This is a genomic window from Burkholderia sp. Bp8992, from assembly GCF_003853705.1.
Taxonomy (GTDB): Bacteria; Pseudomonadota; Gammaproteobacteria; order Burkholderiales; family Burkholderiaceae; genus Burkholderia.
In genome coordinates this window covers 239148-262511 of the sequence record NZ_QTQI01000007.1, presented here as the reverse complement: position 1 = coordinate 262511, position 23364 = coordinate 239148, and the positions used below count along the sequence as shown (strand labels likewise).

Here is a 23364-nt window from a genome sequence, read left to right as displayed (position 1 = left end):
CTCGCTCAATCCGGTAGCCCGTCCAGCAGCCCAGCGCCTGTAGTGCTTTGCGATCCAGCAATTTGGCCTCCAACGCCTATTCCCATTGGCGTCAGGTTACCAACTGCACCGAAAGCTTCCACGGTTTCCCGCGATGAACCTTTTTTTATCGGGACGGCGCCCCGCGCGGAAACGCCGTGACGCCAATCCGCTCCCGGTGCTACGATCGCGCATTGCCCCTTCAGGAGCCGCGATGAACGCGCTCGGCATCGTCTCCGAATCGACCACCCGCACCTCGGCGCGCAAGCCGCCGTTCATTCCGTCGTTCGGGTTTCACGAAGTGCATGAATCGCAGCCGATCGGTGCACCGCCCGCGCGCATCATCGATATCGTCGCGTCGCTCGACATGCGCACCGATCCGGTCGTCAACGCGCTGCTCACGGTGCGCGAACTCCCGACGACGCTCGTCGGCACGCTCCGCCACCGGCCGGCCCGCGACGAGCGGGCGCGCTTTGGCCTCCACACGTTCACACCGCTCCAGCGCGACGATACGTCGCTGTCGCTCGGCCTCATCGGACGCTTCTGGCGCCCGACGCTCGACGTGCGCGCTATCGCCGACGCAGCGGCCTTCACGCGCCACGACGACCCGCTCGATGCAAAGCTGGTGCTTCGCTTCGAGGTCGTCGGGCTCGCATCGGGTGCGCACGTGCTGCGCACCGAAACCTTCGTTCATTGCCCGAGTGCGCGGGCGCGCTGGCTGTTCATGCCTTACTGGCTCGCGATTCGGCTCGGGAGCGGCTGGATCCGGCGCCGGACGCTGGCGGCGGTCGAGCTGGCGCTGGCCTAGGGCCTGTTCACGCCAATATCAGAACGGCTTGATCACGACCAGCCCGACGACGATCGCGGTCGCGGCCACGACCGCGCCCGCTGCATGCCCGAGCCACGGCGCCGGCACGACGACGAGATCGTCGCGCTCCATGCGCCGCAGCGTGCCGGCCAGCATCCCGTGCAGTGCCGACAGCGCGACGACCACCACCAGCTTCACCGACAGCCACGCGGCGCCGAACCAGTGACCGTTCAGCGCGATCGCGATCCCCGTGATCCACACGAGCGCAAGCGCGGGCGCCGTCACCGTGCGATCCCAGCGCCGCACCGCGCGATGCACGGCGAGGTTCGCGATCCCGATACCGACGGACAACATCAGCAGCCCGCCGACGAACGTGACGACGGCCGCCACGTGCACGGCCTTCAGTACCAGGTAGATCATCGTGCGTGCCGCTTGCGCGCAATCCATCCCGCACTCGCCAGCCCCGCGAACGGCACGACGGCCGACAGCACGAGCCGTGCGATCTCGCCCCGGCTCCACAGCCCGCTCGACGCGGTGCCGACGACCGCCCACACGTACATCGCGAACGCGATCCCGTGCACCGGGCCCATGATCGATACCGCGGCCGGATAGCCGGCCAGATGCTTGAGCGGCACGGCGACGCACACGAGCACGACGAGCGTGGCCGCCTCGAGCAGCGACAGGTACTGCAGGTTCCGCAACGCGTTGCGATCGTCTTGTTGCATCGTCAGGCTCCAGGTTGATCCAACGCGATTGTCGGGTGTGGTGCGGGTTCGAGCCATTGGCTAGAATGACATCTTTCAACGGATTCTGGCCACGGCCTCGGATGTCATGCACACGGTCGCCGTTCTCGCTTTGCCCGATGTCGTGCCGTTCGACCTGGGCGTCGCATGCGACACGTTCGCGCGCGTGTGCTTGCCCGACGGCGCACCTGCCTACCGCGTGCGCGTGTGCAGCGAGCAGCCGCGCGTCGCCGGCGACTTGTTCGAGCTGCGCCCGCCGTTTCGTCTCGACGCACTGGCCGATGCCGATACGATCATGGTCCCCGGCACGTCCGTGCCACTCGCCCCGACGTCGCGCCGCGTGCTCGCGGCGTTATGCGCGGCGGCCGCGCGCGGCTGCCGGATCGCGTCGATCTGCAGCGGCGCGTTCGTGCTCGCGGAAGCCGGGTTGCTCGACGGACTGCGCGCGACGACGCACTGGCTCGCGGCCGCCGAACTCGCGCGCCGCTATCCGGACGTCGACGTCGATCCCAACGTGCTGTTCGTCGACAACGGGCAGATCCTGACGTCGGCCGGCGCGGCGGCCGGCCTCGACCTGTGCCTGCACATGATCCAGGCCGACTACGGCGCGGCGGTTGCCGTCGACGCCGCACGCAGCGCGGTCGCGCCGCGCGTGCGCGAAGGCGGGCAGGCGCAGTTCATCGCGCCCGAATGGCCGGCCGGCGGCGACGGGCTGCAGGACCTGATGGACTGGCTCCAGGCGAACCTGCGCAAGCCGCTCACGCTCGACGCGATGGCCCGCAAGGCGTCGACGAGCGTGCGCACGCTGACGCGGCGTTTCCAGGAGCAGACCGGCACGTCGCCGCGGCAATGGCTGCAGACCGCACGCGTCAGGCATGCCCAGCAGTTGCTGGAAGTGACGGAACTGTCGATCGAGCATGTCGCGACGGAAGCCGGGTTCGGTTCGGTCACCGCGTTTCGCGAGCGGTTCGCACGCATCGTCGGCACGTCGCCGCAGCGCTATCGCCAGACGTTCCGCGCACGCGCCGGCGCGTGACGTTCATCAGGATCGCTACATAAGGCATGAAGCCGCCGCCCCCTCCCGCGCCAACCGGACCCGACCGATGACCCGCATCCGCAACCCCCTGAACATCGCGCAGCTCCAGGCGTTCGTCTCCGCCGCGCACCTCAAGAGCCTGCGCGCCGCCGCGCGCGAACTCGGCGTCACGCAGCCCGCGATCACGCATACGATCCGCGAGCTCGAAACGGCGCTCAACGCGGAGCTGCTCGCGCGCAGCGTGCGCGGCGTCGAGCTGACCGCGTGCGGCCAGGCGCTGCTGCCGCGCGCCGAGCAGCTGCTCGGCGACATCCGCCGCACGGTCGAGGCCGTCGAGCAGGTGAAGGGCGAGATGGCGGGGCGCGTCGCGGTCGGCACGATGCCGTCGATCGCGCTGACCGCGCTGCCGCATGCGGTCACGGCGTTCCGCCGGTCGATGCCGAACGTGAGCCTGCACCTGGAGGAAGTGACGGTGCCCGACGCGCTCGCGCAGTTGCGCAACGGCACGCTCGACATCGCTGCGATGCACCATGTGCCCGCGCTCGACCGCGATTTCACGCAATCGCCGCTGCTGTCGACCGAATTCACGATCGTAATGCGCGAGGGCCATCCGCTCGCGCATGCGCGCCGTCTAGAGGAACTGCTCGATGCCGAGTGGATCGTCACCGTCGGCGCCGAACAGTTTCCGCACAGCGTGATGGTCGGGATGTTCGAGACGCACGGGCTGCCGCTGCCGAAACGTTTGCTGCGCTCGCCGATGTCGTTCGCGGTGACGCTCGGGCTCGTCGCGCGCTCCGACGTGATCGGCTGCTTCACGCGGCCGCTGGCCGAGATGGTCGCGCCGCTCGGCATCCGCACGGCCGAACTCGACGAGAGCATGCCGCGCTTCGACCTGTCGATCATCGCGCGGCGCGACCTGCTGCCCACGCCCGCCGTATCGCAATTCGTCACGTGCCTGCAGCGCGCGGTCAACGAAACGCTCGGCTGAATCGTTCCTGTGTCTGAAACGGCGGCACCCGCGACGCGCCGCCGCCGGGCCCGGTATCGGGGCTTGTCCTAGGCGCCCTTCCGGTATTTTGTCTTGATAATCTTCCGCACGTCGCGCGCCCGCATCGGGTGGGCGAAACGGACAGTCCGACGCGAAGCCGCGGCGGACCGAAGGCTTACGGCGCGGCACAACCGCGCACCCATCGAACAAAACGAGGAGTCACCTGGTGAAAAAGATTCTTGCGGCTGTGACCGTTGCCCTGCTCGCCGTATCGGCTGGCGGCGCGTACGCAAAGGACTGGTCGACCGTGCGGTTCGGCGTCGACGCGAGCTACCCGCCTTTCGAATCGAAAGGCGCTGACGGCAAGGTTGTGGGTTTCGACGTCGATCTCGGTAACGAAATCTGCCGCCGCATCAACGCAAAGTGCGTGTGGATCGAGAACGACTTCGACGGGATGATCCCGGCGCTGAAGGCCCGCAAGTTCGACGGCGTGCTGTCGTCGATGTCGATGACGCCGGCGCGTGCCGAGCAGATCGCCTTCTCGGCGAAGCTGTTCAACACGCCGACGCGCCTCGTCACGAAGAAGGGCACGGGCCTGCTGCCGACGGCTGAATCGCTGAAGGGCAAGTCGGTCGGCGTCGAGCAGGGCACGATCCAGGAAACCTACGCGAAGACGTACTGGGCCTCGAAGGGCGTGAACGTCGTGCCTTACCAGAACCAGGACCAGGTCTACGCCGACCTGATCTCGGGCCGTCTGGACGGCGCGCTGCAGGACGCGGTGCAGGCCGAGATCGGCTTCCTGAAGACGCCGCGCGGCGCGAATTTCGACTTCGCCGGCAAGGATATCGACGATCCGAAGACGCTCGGCAACGGCGCCGGCATCGGCCTGCGCAAGGAAGACACCGACCTGAAGTCGAAGATCGACGGCGCGATCGCCGGCATGCGCAAGGACGGCACGTACGACAAGATCGCGAAGAAGTACTTCGATTTCGACGTCTACGGCAAGTAACACGGCCAGGCGGCGCACCATGCGCCGCAACGGAACGGGCGCCGCGAGGCGCCCGTTTTGCTTGCGCGCGCGGTGCACGCACCGTTATTTTTTCCGCGCCAACCTGATGATTCACAACGGAAAACGCAATGTTCTGGCGCCGGTTTGATGGCGGCGAGGAAGGCAACGTACAATCGATCTTCCACGCACACCGGATCATTCGCGGCTGCGCCGCACTCCCCTCATCATGCAAACGCAGACCCATCCGCTGATTTCCCCCGCCGTCGGCACCGAACGACAGATCACGAGCTTCCACTACGGCCCGCGCGGCGGCAAGAAGGTCTACATCCAGTCGTCGCTGCACGCGGACGAACTGCCCGGCATGCTGGTCGCCACGTTGCTGCGCCGCAAGATCGCCGCGCTCGAGACGGCCGGCAAGCTGCGCGGCGAAGTCGTGATCGTGCCCGTGCCGAACCCGATCGGCCTGTCGCAGCACGTGTTCGGCGATCACCTCGGCCGCTTCGAGCTCGGCTCGATGCAGAACTTCAACCGCAATTTCTACGATCTCGCGGCGCTGGTGCTGCCGCGCGTCGAACACCACCTCACGAACGACGCGCAACGCAACCTCCTCGCCGTGCGCGCCGCGATGCGCGAAGCGCTCGACGAGCAGAAGCCGCGCACCGAGCTCGACTCGCAGCGCCTCGCGTTGCAGAAGCTGTCGTTCGACGCCGATATCGTGCTCGACCTGCACTGCGACAGCGATGCGGTGATGCACCTCTACACGAATCCCGACCTGTGGCCGGACGTCGAGCCGCTGTCGCGCTATCTCGACGCACAGGCGTCGCTGCTCGCGCTGAATTCGGTCGGCAATCCGTTCGACGAAATCCACAGCTTCTGCTGGTCGGATCTGCGCAACCGCTTCGGCGACCGCTTCCCGATCCCGAACGGCGCGATTTCCGTCACGGTGGAACTGCGCAGCGAACGCGACGTGTCGTACGAGCTCGCCGAAAAGGATGCACAGGCAATCGTCGAATACCTGACCGAGCGCGGCGTCGTCGACGGCACGCCGGCGCCGCTGCCGCCGCTCGCGCATCCGGCCACGCCGCTTGCGGGCACCGATCCGCTCGTCGCGCCCGTGTCGGGCGTGATCGTGTTCCGCACGCCGGTCGGCGCGATGATCGAGGCCGGCGAGGCCGTGGCCGACATCGTCGACCCGCTGACCGATCGCGTCGTCACGTTGAAGAGCAGCGTATCGGGCGTGCTGTACGCGCGCCAGATCGTGCGCTTCGCGACGGCCGGCATGGAAGTCGCGCGGATCGCCGGCGCGACCGCGATCCGCACGGGTTCGCTGCTGTCGGCCTGAGCGGCCGGCCCGCGCGCCCGGTCACGGCGCGCATCGCACGCACCAACGAAATCGCCCGCTTGCGCGGGCGATTTGCTTTCCGGAGAGCGTGGCGCGGCGGCCGCTCAGGCCGCCGGCCGTTCAGCGTGAAGACCGTTCAGAAGGCCGGCACGATCGCACCGCCGAACTTCTGGTCGATGAACTTGCGCACGTCGTCCGATTCATAGGCCGCAACGAGCTTCTTCACCCACGGCTTGTCCTTGTCCTGCGCGCGCACCGCGATCAGGTTCGCGTACGGGCCGCGCAGATCCTCGATCGCGATCGCATCCTTCACCGGTGTGAGCCCGGCCTTCACCGCGTAGTCGGTGTTGATCGACGCGGCATCGACGTCGGGCAGCGCGCGCGGCAGTTGCGCGGAATCAAGCTCGACGATCTTGATCTTCTTCGGGTTTTCGGCGATGTCGAGCGGCGTCGCATTCACGCCGTTCGCGCCGACGCCCGGCTTCAGCTTGATCACCCCGTACTTCTGCAGCAGCAGCAGCGCGCGGTTGCCGTTCGACGGATCGTTCTGGATCCCGACCTTCGCGCCCACCGGCAAGTCCTTCAGCGACTTGAGCTTCTTCGAATAGAAACCCATCGGCGCCGTGTAGGTGAGCCCGACGTTCACGATCTTGTAGCCGCGCTGCTTGATCTGGCTGTCGAGGAACGGCTGGTGCTGGAAGCCGTTCGCGTCGAGGTCGCCCGCATCGAGCGCCGCGTTCGGCTGTACGTAGTCGTTGAATTCGATGACCTTGATCGCGAGCCCTTCGCGCGCGGCGACCTTCGTCACTTCGGTCCAGATCTGTGCGTCGGGGCCGCTCATCGTGCCGATCTTCAGCGTTTGAGAATCGGCGTGCGCGCCGGGTGCGGCGAATGCCAGCGCGGCGGCGAGTGCGCCGAGGCCGGTCAGAATCGAGCGTCGCATGTGGTGTCCTCTTGTCCCATGTCGATTGTTGGAGGACGGATCGTGACACGGGGCCCAAACGCCACCAACCAAGCTTATTTCATGTGCATATTCCTGATCGCGATCGAATCTCAGCCGAAATCGGTATAACTCCCGCTGTACAACCCGGGCAGAATTTAGGGCCTGCTTGCATAGGGAACATGCATGCGAATGCCCGAAATCGCTCGCAGGGCAAGAAGTGAGGAGCGCCGTTTGGCCGAGCCAAACAAGCGACGAGCGACGCCGCCATGCGGGCGATTTCGGGCATTCCCGTGGAATGTATTTTTCAATTTGGGGTTGCCACGAGAACGGCCGCTCGCCGCGTTGCGCTCCTTAGCGATACGCCAGTATTCGCGGCGTCGCGCGCCTCGCGAGCAGCCGTTCTCGTGGCAACGCATGCACGTTCCCTATGCAAGCAGGCCCTAATGTCGCATCGGCACCACACATTCTTCATATGACAGTCGCTGTCATATTCATTACGTGGCCCGCCGATAAAGTTGCGGCCGGTACGTGAAAGCGCCCAGAGAGAGCGCCGGAACCGCAACTGGACACGCCATTTATTCGCTCGGAGAATCCTTTGAACAAGAAACTGTTGACCATCGCCGTCCTGGCAGCAACGGCCGGCACGGCGCACGCACAAAGCAGCGTGACGCTGTACGGCGTCATCGATGCCGGTATCAGCTACGTGAACCACAGCAAGACCGCCAACGGCGGCACGGGCAAGCTGTTCAAGTATGACGACGGCGTTGCCCAGGGCAGCCGTTGGGGCCTGCGCGGCACCGAAGACCTCGGTGGCGGCCTGAAGGCGATCTTCGTGCTCGAAAACGGCTTCAACAGCGGCAACGGCACGATCGGCCAGGGTGGCGCGATCTTCGGTCGCCAGGCTTACGTCGGCCTGAGCCAGTCGCAATACGGCACGGTCACGTTCGGCCGCCAGTACTCGTTCTCGACCGACATCCTCGGTTCGAACTACTCGACGGGCGGCAACACCGTCGCGGGTAACTACGCGTACCACGTCAACGACATCGACCAGCTCACGTCGAGCCGCATCAACAACGCCGTGAAGTTCCAGAGCGCGAACTACTCGGGCTTCACGTTCGGCGCGTTGTACGGCTTCTCGAACTCGACGGACTTCGCCGGCGCACCGGCCACGACGACGGGCACGACGACGACCGCAGGCTCGTCGCGCGCATACAGCTTCGGCCTGAACTACGCGAACGGCCCGGTCTCGGTCGGCGCGGCGTACACGGACATCCGCTACCCGAGCCAGTCGACGCCGGGCTTCTCGACGACGATCGCGAACCTGAGCACGGGCAACGTCCGCGACCTGCGCACGTACGGCGTCGGTGGCCGCTACGTCTGGGGCCCGGCAACGGCATGGCTGCTGTGGACGCGTACGCAGTTCTCGACCGTTTCGGGCGCGGGCGGCACGTTCTACAACGCCTACGAAGCAGGCGCGAAGTACGCCTTCACGCCGGCACTGTCGGGCGGCCTCGGCTACACGTACACGAACGCGACGCAGAACGGCAACTCGTGGCACTGGAACCAGGTCAACGGTATCGCCGACTACGCACTCAGCAAGCGTACGGACGTGTACGGCCTGGTCGTGTACCAGCAGGCTTCGGGCAAGGGCGTGCAAGCGCAGATCGGCTCGAGCACGAGCTACTTCAACACGTCGGGCACGGGTTCGAAGAACCAGATCGCCGCACGTATCGGTATCCGTCACAAGTTCTAAAGCATCCGCTTAACTCGCGGATCACGACGGCAAGAAGCGCCCCGCTCCACGCGGGGCGCTTTTTTATGGGCTTTTAAGTTTCGCTTAATTCTGGGCTGAGAGGATGCTCTCACCCCCCCCTGTTGGCCGCCTGAGCATCGGCGGCTTTTTTTTTAAGACACGCCGACGGCGCCGCCATCGATTGCCCACAAGACAGGATCGGAGGCCATGATGATCGAAGATACCGTTTTCAGCCATCTGCACGCGATTCTGACGTGCCAACACTCGCTGCCGGTCCAGAGCTGCCGCGTCTCGGTTGAAATGCAGCGGCCATGGGGCCGCCCGTATCGGCTCGTCGAATGGACGATGCACCTCGACGCACCCGCGCGGCGCCAGATCGTGCCGGCCGAATCGACCGACGAAGAGATCGCCGAGGTCGTCGCCTCGCACGTGCCGGGCCGGCTCTACGGCGACGGCCGGCTGCAGTTCTGAACGCATTCCCGCGCCACCCGCTTCCCGTCTTTCGGCCCTGCCGCACGCATCGTGCGGCAGTCGGTCTCGTTTGACGCGGCAATGAAACCTGCTACGCTGCGCGTTTTCGTCCACGCAACACACGATGGAAAACGCATTCAACGAACGTGGCGTCATGGTCACGCGCAACGGCCTGTCGGCCGCCGGGCAGGTATTCGCGCTGCGTGACATCCGCCAGGTCGACGTCGTCAAGATTCCGAAGAACCGCCTCGTTCCGTCTCTGATCTCGCTGATCGGCGCAGCCACTGCCGTCGCCGGCGGCATCGGCGCGTCGAGCGCCGCGCTCGTCGTCGGCGTGATGCTCGTCGTCGTCGGCTATCTCTCGTGGGCCACGCAGGACATCACGTACCGGCTGATGGTCGAGATGCCCGACGGCCAGCGCGAAGCGCTGTCGAGCGCCGACGCCGAGTTCGTCGAACGCGTCGCGCAGGTCGTGCGCGATGCGCAGGCCGCGAAGGCCGCCAGTCCCGCCGGCTGATTCCGTTCGCAGCGCACGCTGCACGCTTCGATCCGCGATTGCCGTCCGCGCGCGACGCATTTCGTCGCGCGTGGCGTTCCCGTCGCATCGCATTCCTCCACGTGATCGCCTGCCTCGCGCCTGCGTTGCATGCGCCGACCGCCTAGTATGGAAAGAGCGGCTCGCCGCCGCATCGTCCGAGGAGGCCAGCATGAACGTTCAATCGCTGTCCGGCACGCTCCGCGCACAGGAACTGCTGATCGTGTCGATGATCCGCGCGCTTCCCCCTGACACACGCCGTGCGCTCGTCGACCTCTACACCGAACAGATCGTGTTCGCCGAGCAGGCGGGCCTCGACGTCCACAGCGATCGCGCGACGCACGATGCGTTCATCTCCCACGCGCGCAACCTGCTGATCCGTATCGAGTCGCTGGCCTGACCGGCCGGCGATTTCCCCGGAATACCCCGCCGCGGCTCGCGCCGGCCGCAGGCGAGCGCTCACTCACACGCGTCGTGTTTCGTTCTTGTATTGATAATAATTCTCATTTACACTGGTAAAGTTATCAGTTGCCTTTCAATTCGCCGTTTGCCGCCTGCCGCGCGCAAACGGGCCAGCCAGGTGAACGCGTCACCCAGCCAGCCTTCGGGCTTGTTATCGTCAATGGGAGACCACCTGTGCATTGCTATACGCTGGCGCGGCGGCCGATCTGTGCCGCGCTGTTCGGCGCGTTCGGCCTGTCCGCCGCCACGGCTCACGCCGATTCGTCGCCGCAAGGCGCCACCCTGCCTTCCACCGTCCTCGTCGCCGCATCCGCACGCGGCGATGCCGCGCTGCTCGACCCCGTCACCGTCACGGCCACCCGCACGGCCACCGCCGCGAGCCGCACGGCGGCGTCCGTGTCGGTGATCACCGACGAGGATCTCGAGGAACAGCAGGCCACCAACATCAAGGACGCGCTGCGCTACGAGCCGGGCATCACGGTGCGCCGCACCGCGTACCGGCCCGGCAGCGCCGCGCTTGGCGGCGGCCGCGACGGCGATTCGAGCATCAACATCCGCGGCCTCGAAGGCAATCGCGTGCTGCTGATGGAAGACGGCATCCGCCTGCCGAGCGCGTTCTCGTTCGGCCCGCTCGAAGCGGGGCGCGGCGACTACGCCGATCTCGACACGCTCAAGCGCATCGAAATCCTGCGCGGGCCCGCGTCGGCGCTGTACGGCAGCGACGGCCTGACCGGCGCGGTGAACTTCATCACGAAGGATCCGCGCGACCTGCTGTCGGTCTACGACAAGCCCTATTACTTCTCGTTCCGGCCGAGCTACGACTCGGCCGACCGCAGCATCGGCGCGACCGTATCGGCTGCGGGCGGCAACGATCGCATCCAGGGGATGATCATCGCCGACGGCCGGCGCGGCCACGAGGTCGACACGCGCGGCAGCAACAACTCGGCGAGCACGCTGCGCACGACGTCGAACCCGCAGGACGTCTATTCGGAATCGCTGCTCGGCAAGCTCGTGCTGACGCCCACCACGCGCGACACGTTCAAGTTCACGGCCGAGACGGTGCAGCGGCGCGTGAGCACCGACGTGCTGTCCGCGATCAATGCGCCGGCCACGCTCGGCCTCACGACCCACGACCGCCTCGAGCGCAACCGCTTCAGCGTCGACTACGACTTCCGCGACGACGCGTTCCGCTGGTTCCAGACCGCGCACGTGCAGTTCTACTACCAGGACGCGAAGCAGGACCAGTACGCGTTCGAGACGCGCGGCAGGCAGCCTTCGCGCTCGCGCGACAACCAGTACAAGGAACGCACGTTCGGCGGCTCCGCGTTCGCCGAGAGCGGCTTCGCGACCGGCCCGTTCGCACACAAGCTGCTGTATGGCGTCGACGGCAGCCTGTCGCGCGTGACGAACCTGCGCGACGGCACGGTGCCGGGCGTCGGCGAGGCGTTCCCGAACAAGGCATTCCCGGACACCGACTACACGCTGTTCGGCGCGTTCGTGCAGGACCAGATCGGCTACGGCCGCCTGCTCGTCACGCCGGGCCTGCGCTTCGACACGTACCGGCTGAGCCCGACCGAAAACGATCCGCTGTTCACCGGCAAGGCCGTGTCGACGAGCGCGAACGAACTGTCGCCGCGCGTCGCCGTGCTCTACGAGATCACGCCGGCGGTCATTCCGTACGTGCAGTACGCGCACGGCTTCCGCGCACCGACGCCCGACCAGGTGAACAGCAGTTTCTCGAACCCCGTGTACGGCTACACGTCGATCGGCAACCCGAACCTGAAGCCCGAGACGAGCGACACGTTCGAGGCCGGCCTGCGCGGCAAGGCCGGCACCGGCTACGGCGTCGTGCGCTACAGCGCGGCCGCGTTCACGGGCCGCTACCGCAACTTCATCTCGCGCACGACGATCGCGGGCAGCGGCCGGCCGGCCGACCCGTTCGTGTTCCAGTACGTGAACTTCGCCGACGCGCGCATCCACGGCCTCGAAGGCCGCGCCGAATGGGCGATGCCGAACGGCATCACGCTGAAGACGGCGATGGCGTTCACGAAGGGCTCGACGCAGAACGACGGCGCGGCCAGTCAGCCGCTCAACACCGTCAACCCGTTCTCGGCCGTATTCGGCGTGCGCTATGAGCCCGGCGAACGCTGGTTCGTGCAGGGCGACCTGCTGTTCCAGGCCGCGAAACGCGACAAGGACGTCGACAAGTCCGACTGCTCGAACAAGGCGTGCTTCACGCCGCCGTCGTCGTTCGTCGTCGACCTGCGCGGCGGCTATCGCTTCAACAAGCACGTGAGCGCGACGATCGGCATCCGCAACCTGTTCGACCGCAAGTACTGGAACTGGTCGGACGTGCGCGGCATCGCGGCCGATTCGCAGGTGCTCGATGCGTATTCGTCGCCCGGCCGCACGGTCGCCGTCAGCATGAAAGTGGATTTCTGATGCGCGCCGCCCGCGCAACCACCTCAACCGTTACACGAAGGAGTCCGACATGATGCAATCCGCCCTTCCCGGTCAACCAGCCACGCCGGCCCGCGCGGCCGCCGCGCTGCGTGACGCGTTCATCAAGCTCAAGACCGAGCGCCAGCTGCGCAACCGCGACGTTGCGCAGGCGCTCGGCGTCAGCGAAGGCGAGGCGCTCGCCGCGTTCGTCGGCGAGCACGTCGTGCGGCTCGACGCGCGCTTTCCGGCGATGTTCGAGGAAATGCCGCGCCTCGGCCGCGTGATGGCGCTCACGCGCAACGACACGGCCGTCCACGAGAAGGACGGCGAATATGCGCAGATGAGCCATGACGGCCCCGTCGGCCTCGCGCTCGGCGACATCGACCTGCGCATCTTCTATCGCCACTGGGTGTCGGCGTTCGCGGTGCGCGACGAAACCGCGCACGGCCCGCTGCAGAGCCTGCAGTTCTTCGACGCGCAAGGCCATGCAATCCACAAGGTGTACCTGCGCGCGCACAGCGACCATGCGGCGTACGACGCGTTCGTCGAACGCTGGCGCGCACCGTCGCAGGAGCCGGGCCTCGACGTCGCGCCCGCCGCACCGAAAACGCCCGAGCGCGCCGATACCGAGATCGACGTCGCGGGCTTCCGCGCCGCGTGGGACGCGATGACCGACACGCACCAGTTCTTCGGCATCACGCAGCGCTTCGGCGTGAGCCGCATGCAGGCGCTGCGCCTTGCCGATCCGCGCTACGCGTATCCGGTCGAGACCGCGCATGCGCTGCGCCACGTGCTCCAGCAGGCCGCACGAAGCGGCCAGCCGATCATGGTGTTCGTCGGCAACGCGGGGATGATCCAGATCCATACGGGCCCCGTCGCGAACGTGCGCGAGGTTGGCGCGTGGATCAACGTGCTCGACCCCGACTTCAACCTGCATGTGCGCGAGGACCTGATCGCCGCCGCCTGGGTCGTGAAGAAGCCGACGAGCGACGGCATCGTCACGTCGCTCGAACTGTTCGACCGGCAGGGCGACCACGTGGCGCTGCTGTTCGGCGAGCGCAAGCCCGGCAAGGTCGAACGCGACGACTGGCGTGCGCTCGTCGCGACGCTGCCGGTGGCCGCGCACGGGGACGCGCGGTGAGCGCGCGGCCGTTCGATCCGCGCCGCCGCGCAGTACTCGCCGGCGCGGCGGCCGGTGCGCTCGCGGGCGCGCTGCCCGGCAGCGTGCTCGCGCAGGTTGCTTCGGCCGCGCAGAAACGCGTGGTCGTGATCGGCGGCGCGCTCGCGGAAACCGCGTTCGCGCTCGGCGGTGCCGAGACGCCGCGCTACCGGCTCGTCGGCGCAGACACGACCTGCACGTATCCCGACGCCGCGAAGCGTTTGCCGAAAGTCGGCTACCAGCGCGCGCTGTCGGCCGAAGGGCTGCTGTCGCTGCGGCCCGATCTCGTACTTGCGTCGGCTGAAGCCGGCCCGCCGACCGCGATCGCGCAGGTGAAAGGCGCCGGCGTCACGGTCACGACGTTCGACGAGCGCCACGACGTCGAATCGGCGCGCGCAAAGATTACCGGCATCGCTCAGGCACTCGACGTGCGCGACGCAGGCACCGCGTTGCTGCAACGCTTCGATCGCGACTGGCAGGCCGCGCGCGACGCGGTCGCCGCGCGCGCGCCCGGCGGCGCGCAGTCGCCGCGCGTGCTGTTCGTGCTGAACCATACCGGCAACCAGGCACTCGTCGCCGGCCAGCGCACGGCCGCCGACGCGATGATCCACTACGCGGGCGCGCGCAACGCGATGCAGGGCTTCGATCACTACAAGCCGCTGACGACCGAGGCGCTCGCGGCCGCCGCGCCCGACGTCGTGCTGATCTCCGACGAAGGGCTCGCGGCCGTCGGCGGTCGCGCCGCGCTGCTGGCAACGCCCGGCTTCGGCGCGACGCCGGCCGGCCGCGCGCAACGCGTGGTGTCGCTCGATGCGCTGTTCCTGCTCGGCTTCGGTCCGCGCCTGCCGCTCGCCGTCACGACCCTGCACCGACGCCTGTCGGATGCGCTCGCCTGATTCCGGATCGCCACGATGCCCGCTCACGCTTCGCCCTTCTCCACGCCGTCGCCCGCCTCGCGCTCCGGCGCCGCGCGCGTCGGCACGTCGCGCCGCGTTGCCCCGTTTGCACTGGCCGCGCTCGCAGCGCTCGTGTGCGCGATGTCGGTCGTCGCGCTGTGCGTCGGCGCGTACCGCATTCCGCTCGCGGAAGCGTGGGCCGCGCTGACCGGCGATGCCGCCGCGCAGCAGGCGCGCGCGGTGCTGTTCGACATCCGCGCGCCGCGCGTCGCGCTCGCGCTGCTGGTCGGCGGCGGCTTCGGCGCAACCGGCGCCGCGATGCAGGCGCTGTTCCGCAATCCGCTCGCCGATCCGGGCCTCGTCGGCGTGTCGAGCGGCGCCGCACTCGGCGCGACGACGATGATCGTGCTCGGCCCCGCGCTCTTTGCCACGCACGCGAGCGCGGCCTTGCTGCCCGTCGCCGCGTTCGCGGGCGCGCTCGCGGTCGCCGCGCTCGTCTACCGGCTCGCCGCGTCGCGCGGCCGGCTCGCGCTGCCGCTGCTGCTGCTCGCCGGCATTGCGATCAATGCGCTGGTCGGCGCGGCCATCGGGCTGCTCACGTTCGTCGCCGACGACGCGCAGCTGCGCTCGCTGACCTTCTGGAGCCTCGGCAGCCTCGGCGGCGCGCAATGGTCCGCGCTGGCGGCCGTCGCGCCGTGCGTCGCGGTCGGCTGCATGCTGCTCGCGCGCGAACGCGATGCGCTGAACGCGCTGCAGCTCGGCGAAACCGAGGCGTTGCACCTCGGCGTGCCCGTGCAGCGGCTGAAGCGGCGCGTGCTCGTCGCGGTCGCGCTTGCGGTCGGTGCACTGGTGTCGTGCGCGGGCATCATCGGCTTCATCGGGCTCGTCGCGCCGCATTGCGTACGCCTCGCATGCGGCCCCGACCAGCGCATCGTGCTGCCCGGTGCCGCGCTGCTCGGCGCGTTGCTCACGCTCGCCGCCGATCTCGCCGCGCGCACCGTCGCCGCACCGGCCGAAATTCCGCTCGGCGTGCTGACCGCGCTGCTCGGCGCGCCGTTCTTCCTCGCGCTGCTGTGGAAAAGCCGCGGTGCGCTCGGCGGGTAATCCTTTCTTCACGACGACCATGCTGACCGCTCACCACCTCGACGTCGCCCGCCGGCACGACACGATCCTGCGCAACCTGTCGCTGTCCATCGAACCCGGCCGCGTGACCGCGCTGCTCGGCCGCAACGGCGCGGGCAAGAGCACGCTGCTGAAGACCTTCGCCGGCGAACTGACCGGCAGCGTCGCGCCGAACGGCGTGCGCGTGACGGGCGACGTCACGCTGAACGGCGAACCGCTCGCGCGCATCGACGCGCTGCGGCTCGCATGCCTGCGCGCGGTGCTGCCGCAGGCCGCGCAGCCGGCCTTCCCGTTCAGCGTCGACGAAATCGTGCTACTCGGCCGCTATCCGCATGCGCGGCGCAGCGGCGCGACGTCGCACCGCGATCGCGACATTGCATGGCGTGCCCTCGAACGCGCGGACGCCGATGCGCTCGTCGGCCGCGACGTCACGACGCTGTCCGGCGGCGAACTCGCGCGCGTGCAGTTCGCCCGCGTGCTCGCGCAGCTGTGGCCGGACGACGACGCGACGGAAGGCGGCCCGCGCTACCTGCTGCTCGACGAGCCGACCGCCGCGCTCGACCTCGCGCACCAGCATCGCCTGCTCGACACCGTGCGCGCTGTCGCGCGCGAATGGCAGCTCGGCGTGCTGGCGATCGTCCACGATCCGAACCTCGCCGCGCGGCACGCGGATACGATCGCGATGCTCGCCGACGGCACGATCGTCGCGCACGGCGCACCGCGCGACGTGATGACGCCCGCGCATATCGCGCAGTGCTACGGGTTCGCGGTGAAGATGGTGGACACCGGCGACGGTGCGCCGCCGGTGATGGTGCCCGCGTAGCGCGGGGGCGCCGCATCGCTCGATGCATTGCCGTTGTCCGCACCTTTCGATCAAGATCGACCGTACATTCCCGTCGAGGAGACCGACGTGACGCTTCCGATGACCCGCATCATCCTGTACGTCCATGACGTCGCGCTGCTGAAGGCGTTCTACCAGCGGCATTTCGAGCTATCGGTCATCGAGGAGATCGATGGCGAATGGGTCGTGCTCGACGCAGGCGCGATCGAACTTGCGCTGCATCTGGCCGGCCCCGCTTTCCGCCATGCGGGCACGCTCGCCCGTACGCATACGGACACCAGCAACGTGAAACTCGTCTTCGGCATCGGCACCGATATCGCCGCGCATCGCGACCGGCTCGCCCGCGACGGCGTGACCGTGCGCGATCTCAAGCGCTACGACGGCTTCCCGTACCGGATGTTCGATGGCCTCGATCCGGAGGGAAACGTCTTTCAGGTGATGCAGCGCGATTGAATGCAGGCGCGGCCACAAGCACTCAGTGCTCCAGATCCGCCGCGCCGAACGTCCGCATCTTCCACCCGAGCCGCACGGCGAGCATCCGCATCGAGAACCCGGCCGCCAGCGCGACGATCGTCGCAAAACCCGCGTCGATACCAAGATGCTGCATCCCGACATACAGCCCGCCCGTGACGAACGCGACGCTCGCATAGAGCTCTTCGCGCAGGATCAGCGGCATCTCGTTGCACAGCAGGTCGCGCAGCATCCCGCCGCAGACGCCCGTGATCGCACCAGCCAGCACGACGATGATCGGTGCGGTGCCGGTCGACGCGCCGACGTCGCAGCCGATGATCGTGAACGCCGCGAGGCCGATCGCATCGACGGTGACGAACAGCGCCTTCATCCGAGCGACGTGCCGTGCCGCCCACGACGCGACGGTCGCCGCGGCCAGCGTGATCACCAGGTATTCCGGGTGCGCGATCCAGCCGAGCGGATAGTGACCGAGCAGCACGTCGCGCACGGTACCGCCGCCGAGCGCCGTCACCGCGCCGACGAGCGCGAGCCCGAAGCGGTCCATCCCGCGGCGCATGCCCATCAGCGCCCCCGACATCGCTTCCGCGACGATCGCAATCAGATAAAGCGTATGCATGGTGCGCGTCAGTCGTCGGTCCGGAACAGGTCGAGCACGCGTTCGCGCTCGGCCGCATCGACGGCCGCAGGCATCGGCTCGTCGTGCCTGCCGCCGTCGCGCTGCGCATCCGGCGCATCAGCTGCCAGCGCACCGCCGCATGCGAAGCGGCTGCGAATGTAGGACGGCACGTCGGCCGTACAGGCGCCGTGCGTGTATTCGGCGTAGACGAAGTCGCCGTCGACGAGCGCGACATCCTGCGGCGGCGTCGCATCGACCGGCGTGCGCCCGTCGACGGCCGTCTTCATGTAGTCGAGCCAGACCGGCAGCGCCAGCGTCGCGCCGGTCGCGCGCCCCATCGGGCGCGGCGTGTCGTAGCCGAGCCACGCGACCGCGACGATGCCCGACGAGTAACCGGCGAACCACACGTCCTTCGAGCCGTTCGACGTGCCCGTCTTGCCGGCCGCATCGTCGCGGCGCAGCGCGAGCGCGCCGCGCGCGGTGCCGGCGCGCACGACGTCGCGCAGCATGCTGTCCATCACGAACGCGTTGCGCGCCGACACGACGCGCCCGCCCGACGGCGCGGTCGCTTCGTACATCGCGCCGCCGTGACGCTGCTTCACCGACAGGATCAGGCGCGGCTCCATCCGCGTGCCGCCGTTCGCGAACACGCTGTACGCGCTCGCGAGTTCGAGCGGCGTCACCGCGCCCGCGCCGAGCGCAAGCGGCAGCGACGCCGGATTGCGCTGCGCGTCGAAGCCGAAATGCACCGCGTGCTGCTGCACGTAGCGCGCGTCGGTGGCCTGCATCAGGCTGACCGCAACCAGGTTTTTCGAGCGCACGAGCCCGCGCCGCACCGGGATGAAGCCTTCGTAGCGGTTGCCGAAATTGCGCGGCCGCCATGGCTGCGCGCCGGTTTCCGCGCGCGTGAGCGTGCGCTGCGTGTCATCGACCAGCACGCCGGGGAAGTAGCCCTTCTCCAGCGCCGCCGAATAGACGAACGGCTTGAAGCTCGAGCCCGGCTGGCGATACGCCTGCAGCGCATGGTCGAACACGTTGCGGTTGAAATCCGCGCCGCCGACCAGCGCGAGCATGTCGCCGGTAGCCGCATCGAGCGACACGAGCGCGCCTTCGAGCCCGTTGCGCGCATCGCGCTGCGCGCGCGGCTGCCGGTTCAGCGTGCGCTCGAGCGCCGCTTCGGCCGCGCGCTGGTCGCGCATCGAGATCGTCGTCGTCACGTCGAGGCCGAGCGTGTACGCGTCGTCATGAAACCGCTCGACCATCATCCGGCGCGCACGCTCGGCGACATATGGCGCCGCGACGATCCCGGGCGGCGGCGTGGTCGCCAGCGCGATCGGTGCGTCGACGGCCGCGCGATACGTCGCGTCGTCGAGCTGGCCGAGCGCGTGCATGCGGCCGAGCACATAGTTGCGCCGCGCGGTCGCACGCGCCGGATTGACGACCGGGTTGAACGCGGACGGCGCCTTCGGCAGCCCCGCGAGCACGGCCGCTTCGCCCGCGCTCAGCGCATCGAGCGGCTTGCCGAAATACACGTTCGCGGCGGCCGCGAAGCCGTACGCGCGCTCGCCCAGGTAGATCTCGTTCATGTACAGCTCGAGCAGCTTGTCCTTGCTGTATTCGCGTTCGAGCTTCGCCGCCATCAGGATCTCGGCGAGCTTGCGGCTCAGCACCTTGTCGCGCGTCAGGTAGAAGTTGCGCGCGACCTGCATCGTGATCGTGCTGCCGCCCTGCCCCGGCTGCCCCGTGACGACGTTCGCGAACGTCGCGCGCGCGAGGCCGCCGACATCGACCGCGCCGTGCTCGTAGAACTTCGCGTCCTCGGCCGCGAGCAGCGCGTGACGCATCAGCGGCGGGATGCGCTCGAGCGGCACGAACTCGCGCCGCTCGACGCCGTATTCGGCGAGCAGGTCGCCGTCGCGCGAGAAGATCCGCAGCGGCAGCGCGGGACGATAGACGGCCAGATGCTCGACGGACGGCAGCTGCGTCCAGATGCGATCGATCGTCCATGCACCGATGCCCGCGCACGCGAGCGTCAGGCCCAGCAGCGCGCCCGCGAGCGTGCGCCACACGCGGCGGCGGCGTGGCGGCGGCGCAGGTGGCGGTGGAGGGTTGGCGGTGTGGTCGGTCATGTCGGGCTCCTTCTTCAGTGCCCGCGACAGCCGGCGCAAGAGGGGCGCCGACCGGTCACGGAAGGCGCGCATTGTCGAAGGGATGGCCCGAAACCGGAAGATTCTTTAGCCAAAGTTTGGCTGGCTAAATTTTATTTAGGAAAGCGCTTCGGGGCCCGCACGCACCGTGTATGCGGATCTGCGGCATGACGCGGCAGCCGAGCGCGCCGGGCACGCGAGCCGGTTCGCTTGTACCATCGTCGGATGTTCGATCGATACCTCACCCTGTGGGGCCTCGTCCCCGACGGCGGCCCGATCCTGACCGCGAGCGGCGGCCTGTTGCCGGTCGTCTGGCACGCGCGGCCCGCGATGCTGAAGGTCGCCACATGCGACGAAGAGCGGCGCGGCAATGCGCTGATGAGCTGGTGGAACGGGCAAGGCGCCGCGCAGGTGTGGCAGCACGACGGCGACGCGATCCTGCTCGAACGCGCGCAGCCGGCGCCGTCGCTGGCCGCGTTGTCCGCATCGGGCCACGACGACGACACGATGCGCATCGCCTGCGACGTCGTCGCGCGGCTGCACGTGCATCGTGCGCCGCAGGTGCCTCCGGTCGTGCCGCTGCATGACTGGTTTTACGCGCTGCTGTCGAACGATGCCGACCACGACGCGCTGCGCCGCTCGGCGGCGATCGCTCGTCAGTTGCTGGCCGAGTCGCCCGTCGACGAAGTCGTCCTGCACGGCGACATCCATCACGGAAACATCCTTCATTTCGGCGATCGCGGCTGGCGCGCGATCGACCCGAAAGCGCTGCGCGGCGAGCGCACGTTCGATTACGCGAACCTGTTCTGCAATCCCGCGCATGACATCGCGGTCGATCCCGTGCGTTTCGAGCAGCGCGTTACGGTCGTGGCCGACGCCGCGCAGTTGGACCGGCACCGGCTATTGCAGTGGATTCTCGCGTGGTCGGGCTTGTCGGCGGTATGGCTGATGGAGGACGGGCTGCCGCCCGATACGCGGCTGCAGGTTGCAATGCTTGCAGCGGGTGCACTCGGGCTGTAGCGATACGCTGCGCCGTTGAAAACAGATTTATCACGCGTTGCCGGGGAATGCGGGGAGGATCGGCGCCTTTCGGCCGGAAGTCGCCATTCGACGTTAGCTGGCCAGGTCGTTCAGCCGACTGCTATCGCATCGATCGCACCCTTCACAAGAGTAGTATCTTTAATCGATCAGCCTTTCGAGCACCTGAGCCGCCGCCTTCAGGAGCCGGCGCTCTTCCGGGCTCGTCTTGACGAGCAGCCGCTCGGTCAGCCAGTGCACGCGCGCGGCCCTCTCTCGTGCCATCTGGTGCTGCCCGGCGTCGGACATGTGCACGAGGTAGGCGCGACGATCGTCGGGGTCCTGTTTCAAGGTCAAAAGATTTTGCTCGACCAGTTTCATCACGATCAGCCGCATCGTCTGATGCGTCACATTCCTGCGTTCGGCCAGCGTCGCAATGCTTACCGGCCCCGCGCGCTCCAAAGCTGCGAGGGTTTCGTTCTGGGCGTTAGAGCCCGTGCCACTTTGTTCCCGGGCACTCTTGACGAAACGGCTCACCACCTCGCGGAGGGATTCAGCAAGAAGCGCAGCTTCCGTGGCGTCGGAAGGTTGTGTTGTCGCCCGCTTTGACTGACTCATGTCGCGAGACTTCCCGCTTGCCGGAGTTGGGCCACAACCGCGGCGAGCGTATTGACACCCCAGTGCTCGAAGTAGCGCCCATCGCGGATGTGAACGATGTCGATCACGTCGATGGCAACATCCTTGCCGGTTGCTTCGATGCCAAGCAGAGATCCGACGTGTTTGCCCGAGATCGTCTTTCGCGTGATCACTTTGTCGCCATCGCAGAGTTGCTCGTGAATGTGCACTTGCAGCCCCCCGATTGCGGGACGTAACACTGTGGCAAAGGTCCTCCACATCGTTTCGGCACCGCGTTGTGCTTCAGTGGGCGCTGACCAATTGACGAAATCCGGCGCCATAAGTGCTTCGAAAGACTCACGATTGCCGTCTTGGATAACCTCGCGATTGAACCGCGTGACGATGGTTTTCAGATCGTTGGTGTCCATACCTTGTCCGGGCGTTTACGCGTCACGGAGTAGACGCATCGCCGGATAATATACAGCATAGCTGTATATTTCAAGTTGACGGCTTCCTCTGCAATATGGGGTGGGTGATGGATGGGCGGACGGTAACACGCCGGAAAGCAGTCATCCGCGTGCGAATGAAGGGCCGGCTACAGCCGACCGCGTCGGGCGGCATCCGGCTCCGGCACGAGCGCGTCGATTGTCGATAATCGCAGCGCATCGGTCCATGACTGCCGTTCATTTGCTCGTGCTACGATTCGCGGTGCCTGACTGACAAACGAAAACAGGCGTTGACCAATCCGTAGCGAACTGCAACAAATCCCGCTCAAGCAATGTACGCAGCTGCCTGGCCTCCCTCGAAAACGCACTGAAAGCCGGTGTCGATGCAGTGATTGCATCCGCCTCGGCATTCGTCCCGGACCTGTTTTCAATAACAGTCCGGGGATATCGCTCGAATCGACTTATCGCGTCCAGATTCGTGCGATTGCATTTTCACGAGACCACAACATGCGTATTTTCAATACGATGGCGGCTCACGCCATCCCGTTCGTCCCCCGTTCGCTGATCCGCAAGATTTCGCGCCGCTATATCGCTGGCGAAACGCTTTCCGATGCCCGCGCGCGCGTCCACGCGCTCCATGCGGCAGGCTTCCGAACGACCGTCGACGTGTTGGGCGAGACCGAGTCGACGTCAGCTCAGGCAGAGTCGATGACTCGCGATTATCTCGATCTCGTTCAAGGGCTGGGCGTGCAAAACGAGCCCGCCGAGCTGTCGATAAAACTGACCGCGCTGGGGTTGCATCTCGACGAAGACGCATGCATGGCGCGCGTCGCGTTGATTCTACGAACGGCGGCGACGCACGGAATCAGCGCATGCATCGATATGGAGGACATCAGTTGCACCCAGAAAACACTCGACGCGTTCTTGAAGCTCGAAGCCGACGCATATCCAATCGGAATCGCGCTGCAAGCGTATTTGACGCGTACGAACGATGACATCGTTCCGCTAAAGGCTCGCAAGAGCCGCATGCGCATTTGCAAGGGAATTTATGCAGAGGCAAATGAACATCTCGTCGCCGGTGCATCGAGAGATCGGACAGCGATCAACGCGCACTTTGTTCGGCACGTTTCGAGCGCGATTCAGGCGGGATCATTCGTGGGCATTGCAACCCACGATCCCCAATTGATCGATTCGCTAACCGACTGGCTGCAACGCGAGCAGGTGGATAGGTCACGATATGAGTTCCAGATGTTGCTGGGGGTGTGCGAACCGCTACGTGACGCTTTGCTGTCGCAAGGATTCAACGTGCGCGTCTATGTGCCATATGGTCATGACTGGTATGGCTACAGCACCCGGCGAATCAGGGAGAATCCACGAATTGCCAGATATATCCTGTCGGCAATGATACGTCGCGATCGGACTCGCTAGCCGTCACAGCACGCACGGTGGATCGGGACCGACCGGATCGGTGGTCTCGGTTCGAA

24 protein-coding genes are annotated in these 23364 nt (G+C 67.1%); 17 read left to right on the top strand and 7 right to left on the bottom strand.

Features of this window, described 5'->3' with window-relative positions:
- Positions 1 to 232 precede the first annotated feature (232 nt).
- On the top strand, positions 233 to 826 hold the full coding sequence (locus DIE03_RS13875; RefSeq protein ID WP_124451122.1) for a hypothetical protein: 594 nt from the start codon (positions 233 to 235) through the stop codon (positions 824 to 826).
- Positions 827 to 844: 18 nt separating this feature from the next.
- Here the strand turns inward: DIE03_RS13875 and DIE03_RS13870 are convergent, their stop codons facing one another.
- Complete coding sequence (locus tag DIE03_RS13870; protein WP_124451120.1) at positions 845 to 1246, bottom strand: CopD family protein; 402 nt, start codon at positions 1244 to 1246, stop codon at positions 845 to 847.
- Positions 1243 to 1551, bottom strand: a complete 309-nt coding sequence (locus DIE03_RS13865) for a DUF3817 domain-containing protein (protein WP_124451118.1) — start codon at positions 1549 to 1551, stop codon at positions 1243 to 1245. Before DIE03_RS13865 ends, DIE03_RS13870 begins: the two co-directional genes overlap by 4 nt.
- A gap of 106 nt (positions 1552 to 1657) precedes the next feature.
- Between DIE03_RS13865 and DIE03_RS13860 the strand changes: the two genes are divergently transcribed.
- The 4 genes from DIE03_RS13860 to DIE03_RS13845 all read left to right on the top strand — a co-directional run bounded on the left by DIE03_RS13860 (position 1658) and on the right by DIE03_RS13845 (position 5944).
- Positions 1658 to 2605 carry a GlxA family transcriptional regulator gene (locus DIE03_RS13860; protein ID WP_124451116.1) on the top strand — a complete coding sequence of 316 codons (948 nt, stop codon included), beginning with the start codon at positions 1658 to 1660 and terminating at the stop codon, positions 2603 to 2605.
- 67 nt (positions 2606 to 2672) lie between these two features.
- Positions 2673 to 3593: a LysR substrate-binding domain-containing protein gene (locus DIE03_RS13855; protein ID WP_185658152.1), complete on the top strand. Its 921-nt coding sequence runs from the start codon at positions 2673 to 2675 to the stop codon at positions 3591 to 3593.
- Between the two features lie 226 nt (positions 3594 to 3819).
- Complete coding sequence (locus DIE03_RS13850) at positions 3820 to 4602, top strand: ABC transporter substrate-binding protein (RefSeq protein WP_124451114.1); 783 nt, start codon at positions 3820 to 3822, stop codon at positions 4600 to 4602.
- Between the two features lie 226 nt (positions 4603 to 4828).
- Positions 4829 to 5944 (top strand): succinylglutamate desuccinylase/aspartoacylase family protein, encoded by a 1116-nt coding sequence (locus tag DIE03_RS13845; RefSeq protein ID WP_124451112.1) that lies wholly within the window; start codon positions 4829 to 4831, stop codon positions 5942 to 5944.
- 136 nt (positions 5945 to 6080) lie between these two features.
- Here the strand turns inward: DIE03_RS13845 and DIE03_RS13840 are convergent, their stop codons facing one another.
- Positions 6081 to 6887, bottom strand: coding sequence for a MetQ/NlpA family ABC transporter substrate-binding protein (locus DIE03_RS13840; protein ID WP_124451110.1), 807 nt, complete (start codon positions 6885 to 6887; stop codon positions 6081 to 6083).
- Positions 6888 to 7482: 595 nt separating this feature from the next.
- Here DIE03_RS13840 and DIE03_RS13830 point away from each other — a divergent pair.
- From DIE03_RS13830 to DIE03_RS13785, 10 genes are all read left to right on the top strand, one after another.
- On the top strand, positions 7483 to 8640 hold the full coding sequence (locus DIE03_RS13830) for a porin (protein WP_124451107.1): 1158 nt from the start codon (positions 7483 to 7485) through the stop codon (positions 8638 to 8640).
- A 210-nt stretch (positions 8641 to 8850) separates the two neighbouring features.
- Positions 8851 to 9111: a DUF2866 domain-containing protein gene (locus DIE03_RS13825; RefSeq protein ID WP_011548992.1), complete on the top strand. Its 261-nt coding sequence runs from the start codon at positions 8851 to 8853 to the stop codon at positions 9109 to 9111.
- Positions 9112 to 9235: 124 nt separating this feature from the next.
- The gene (locus DIE03_RS13820) at positions 9236 to 9628 is read left to right on the top strand and encodes a DUF6232 family protein (RefSeq protein WP_124451105.1); all 393 of its coding nucleotides are present in this window, start codon (positions 9236 to 9238) and stop codon (positions 9626 to 9628) included.
- A 190-nt stretch (positions 9629 to 9818) separates the two neighbouring features.
- Complete coding sequence (locus DIE03_RS13815) at positions 9819 to 10046, top strand: hypothetical protein (RefSeq protein ID WP_124451104.1); 228 nt, start codon at positions 9819 to 9821, stop codon at positions 10044 to 10046.
- Between the two features lie 236 nt (positions 10047 to 10282).
- Positions 10283 to 12550, top strand: a complete 2268-nt coding sequence (locus DIE03_RS13810; protein ID WP_124451103.1) for a TonB-dependent hemoglobin/transferrin/lactoferrin family receptor — start codon at positions 10283 to 10285, stop codon at positions 12548 to 12550.
- Between the two features lie 49 nt (positions 12551 to 12599).
- Positions 12600 to 13691, top strand: a complete 1092-nt coding sequence (locus tag DIE03_RS13805) for a hemin-degrading factor (protein WP_124451101.1) — start codon at positions 12600 to 12602, stop codon at positions 13689 to 13691.
- Positions 13688 to 14605 carry a hemin ABC transporter substrate-binding protein gene (locus DIE03_RS13800; protein ID WP_124451085.1) on the top strand — a complete coding sequence of 306 codons (918 nt, stop codon included), beginning with the start codon at positions 13688 to 13690 and terminating at the stop codon, positions 14603 to 14605. The genes DIE03_RS13805 and DIE03_RS13800 overlap by 4 nt, the downstream gene beginning before the upstream one ends.
- 15 nt (positions 14606 to 14620) lie before the next feature.
- On the top strand, positions 14621 to 15709 hold the full coding sequence (locus tag DIE03_RS13795) for an iron ABC transporter permease (protein ID WP_124451083.1): 1089 nt from the start codon (positions 14621 to 14623) through the stop codon (positions 15707 to 15709).
- Positions 15710 to 15728: 19 nt separating this feature from the next.
- On the top strand, positions 15729 to 16550 hold the full coding sequence (locus DIE03_RS13790) for a heme ABC transporter ATP-binding protein (RefSeq protein WP_124451081.1): 822 nt from the start codon (positions 15729 to 15731) through the stop codon (positions 16548 to 16550).
- 87 nt (positions 16551 to 16637) lie between these two features.
- Positions 16638 to 17021 (top strand): VOC family protein, encoded by a 384-nt coding sequence (locus tag DIE03_RS13785; RefSeq protein ID WP_185658151.1) that lies wholly within the window; start codon positions 16638 to 16640, stop codon positions 17019 to 17021.
- 22 nt (positions 17022 to 17043) lie between these two features.
- Here the strand turns inward: DIE03_RS13785 and DIE03_RS13780 are convergent, their stop codons facing one another.
- On the bottom strand, positions 17044 to 17655 hold the full coding sequence (locus tag DIE03_RS13780) for a trimeric intracellular cation channel family protein (RefSeq protein WP_124451079.1): 612 nt from the start codon (positions 17653 to 17655) through the stop codon (positions 17044 to 17046).
- An 8-nt stretch (positions 17656 to 17663) separates the two neighbouring features.
- Entirely contained in the window at positions 17664 to 19784 is a 2121-nt protein-coding gene (locus DIE03_RS13775) for a penicillin-binding protein 1A (RefSeq protein ID WP_124451077.1), read from the bottom strand.
- A 243-nt stretch (positions 19785 to 20027) separates the two neighbouring features.
- Between DIE03_RS13775 and DIE03_RS13770 the strand changes: the two genes are divergently transcribed.
- Positions 20028 to 20822, top strand: a complete 795-nt coding sequence (locus DIE03_RS13770; protein ID WP_124451075.1) for an aminoglycoside phosphotransferase family protein — start codon at positions 20028 to 20030, stop codon at positions 20820 to 20822.
- Positions 20823 to 20981: 159 nt separating this feature from the next.
- Here DIE03_RS13770 and DIE03_RS13765 read toward each other — a convergent pair whose 3' ends face one another.
- On the bottom strand, positions 20982 to 21437 hold the full coding sequence (locus tag DIE03_RS13765) for a MarR family winged helix-turn-helix transcriptional regulator (protein ID WP_124451073.1): 456 nt from the start codon (positions 21435 to 21437) through the stop codon (positions 20982 to 20984).
- Entirely contained in the window at positions 21434 to 21862 is a 429-nt protein-coding gene (locus DIE03_RS13760; protein ID WP_124451071.1) for an ester cyclase, read from the bottom strand. The genes DIE03_RS13765 and DIE03_RS13760 overlap by 4 nt, the downstream gene beginning before the upstream one ends.
- A gap of 525 nt (positions 21863 to 22387) precedes the next feature.
- Between DIE03_RS13760 and DIE03_RS13755 the strand changes: the two genes are divergently transcribed.
- Positions 22388 to 23308 (top strand): proline dehydrogenase family protein, encoded by a 921-nt coding sequence (locus DIE03_RS13755; protein ID WP_124451069.1) that lies wholly within the window; start codon positions 22388 to 22390, stop codon positions 23306 to 23308.
- Positions 23309 to 23364: the final 56 nt, after the last annotated feature.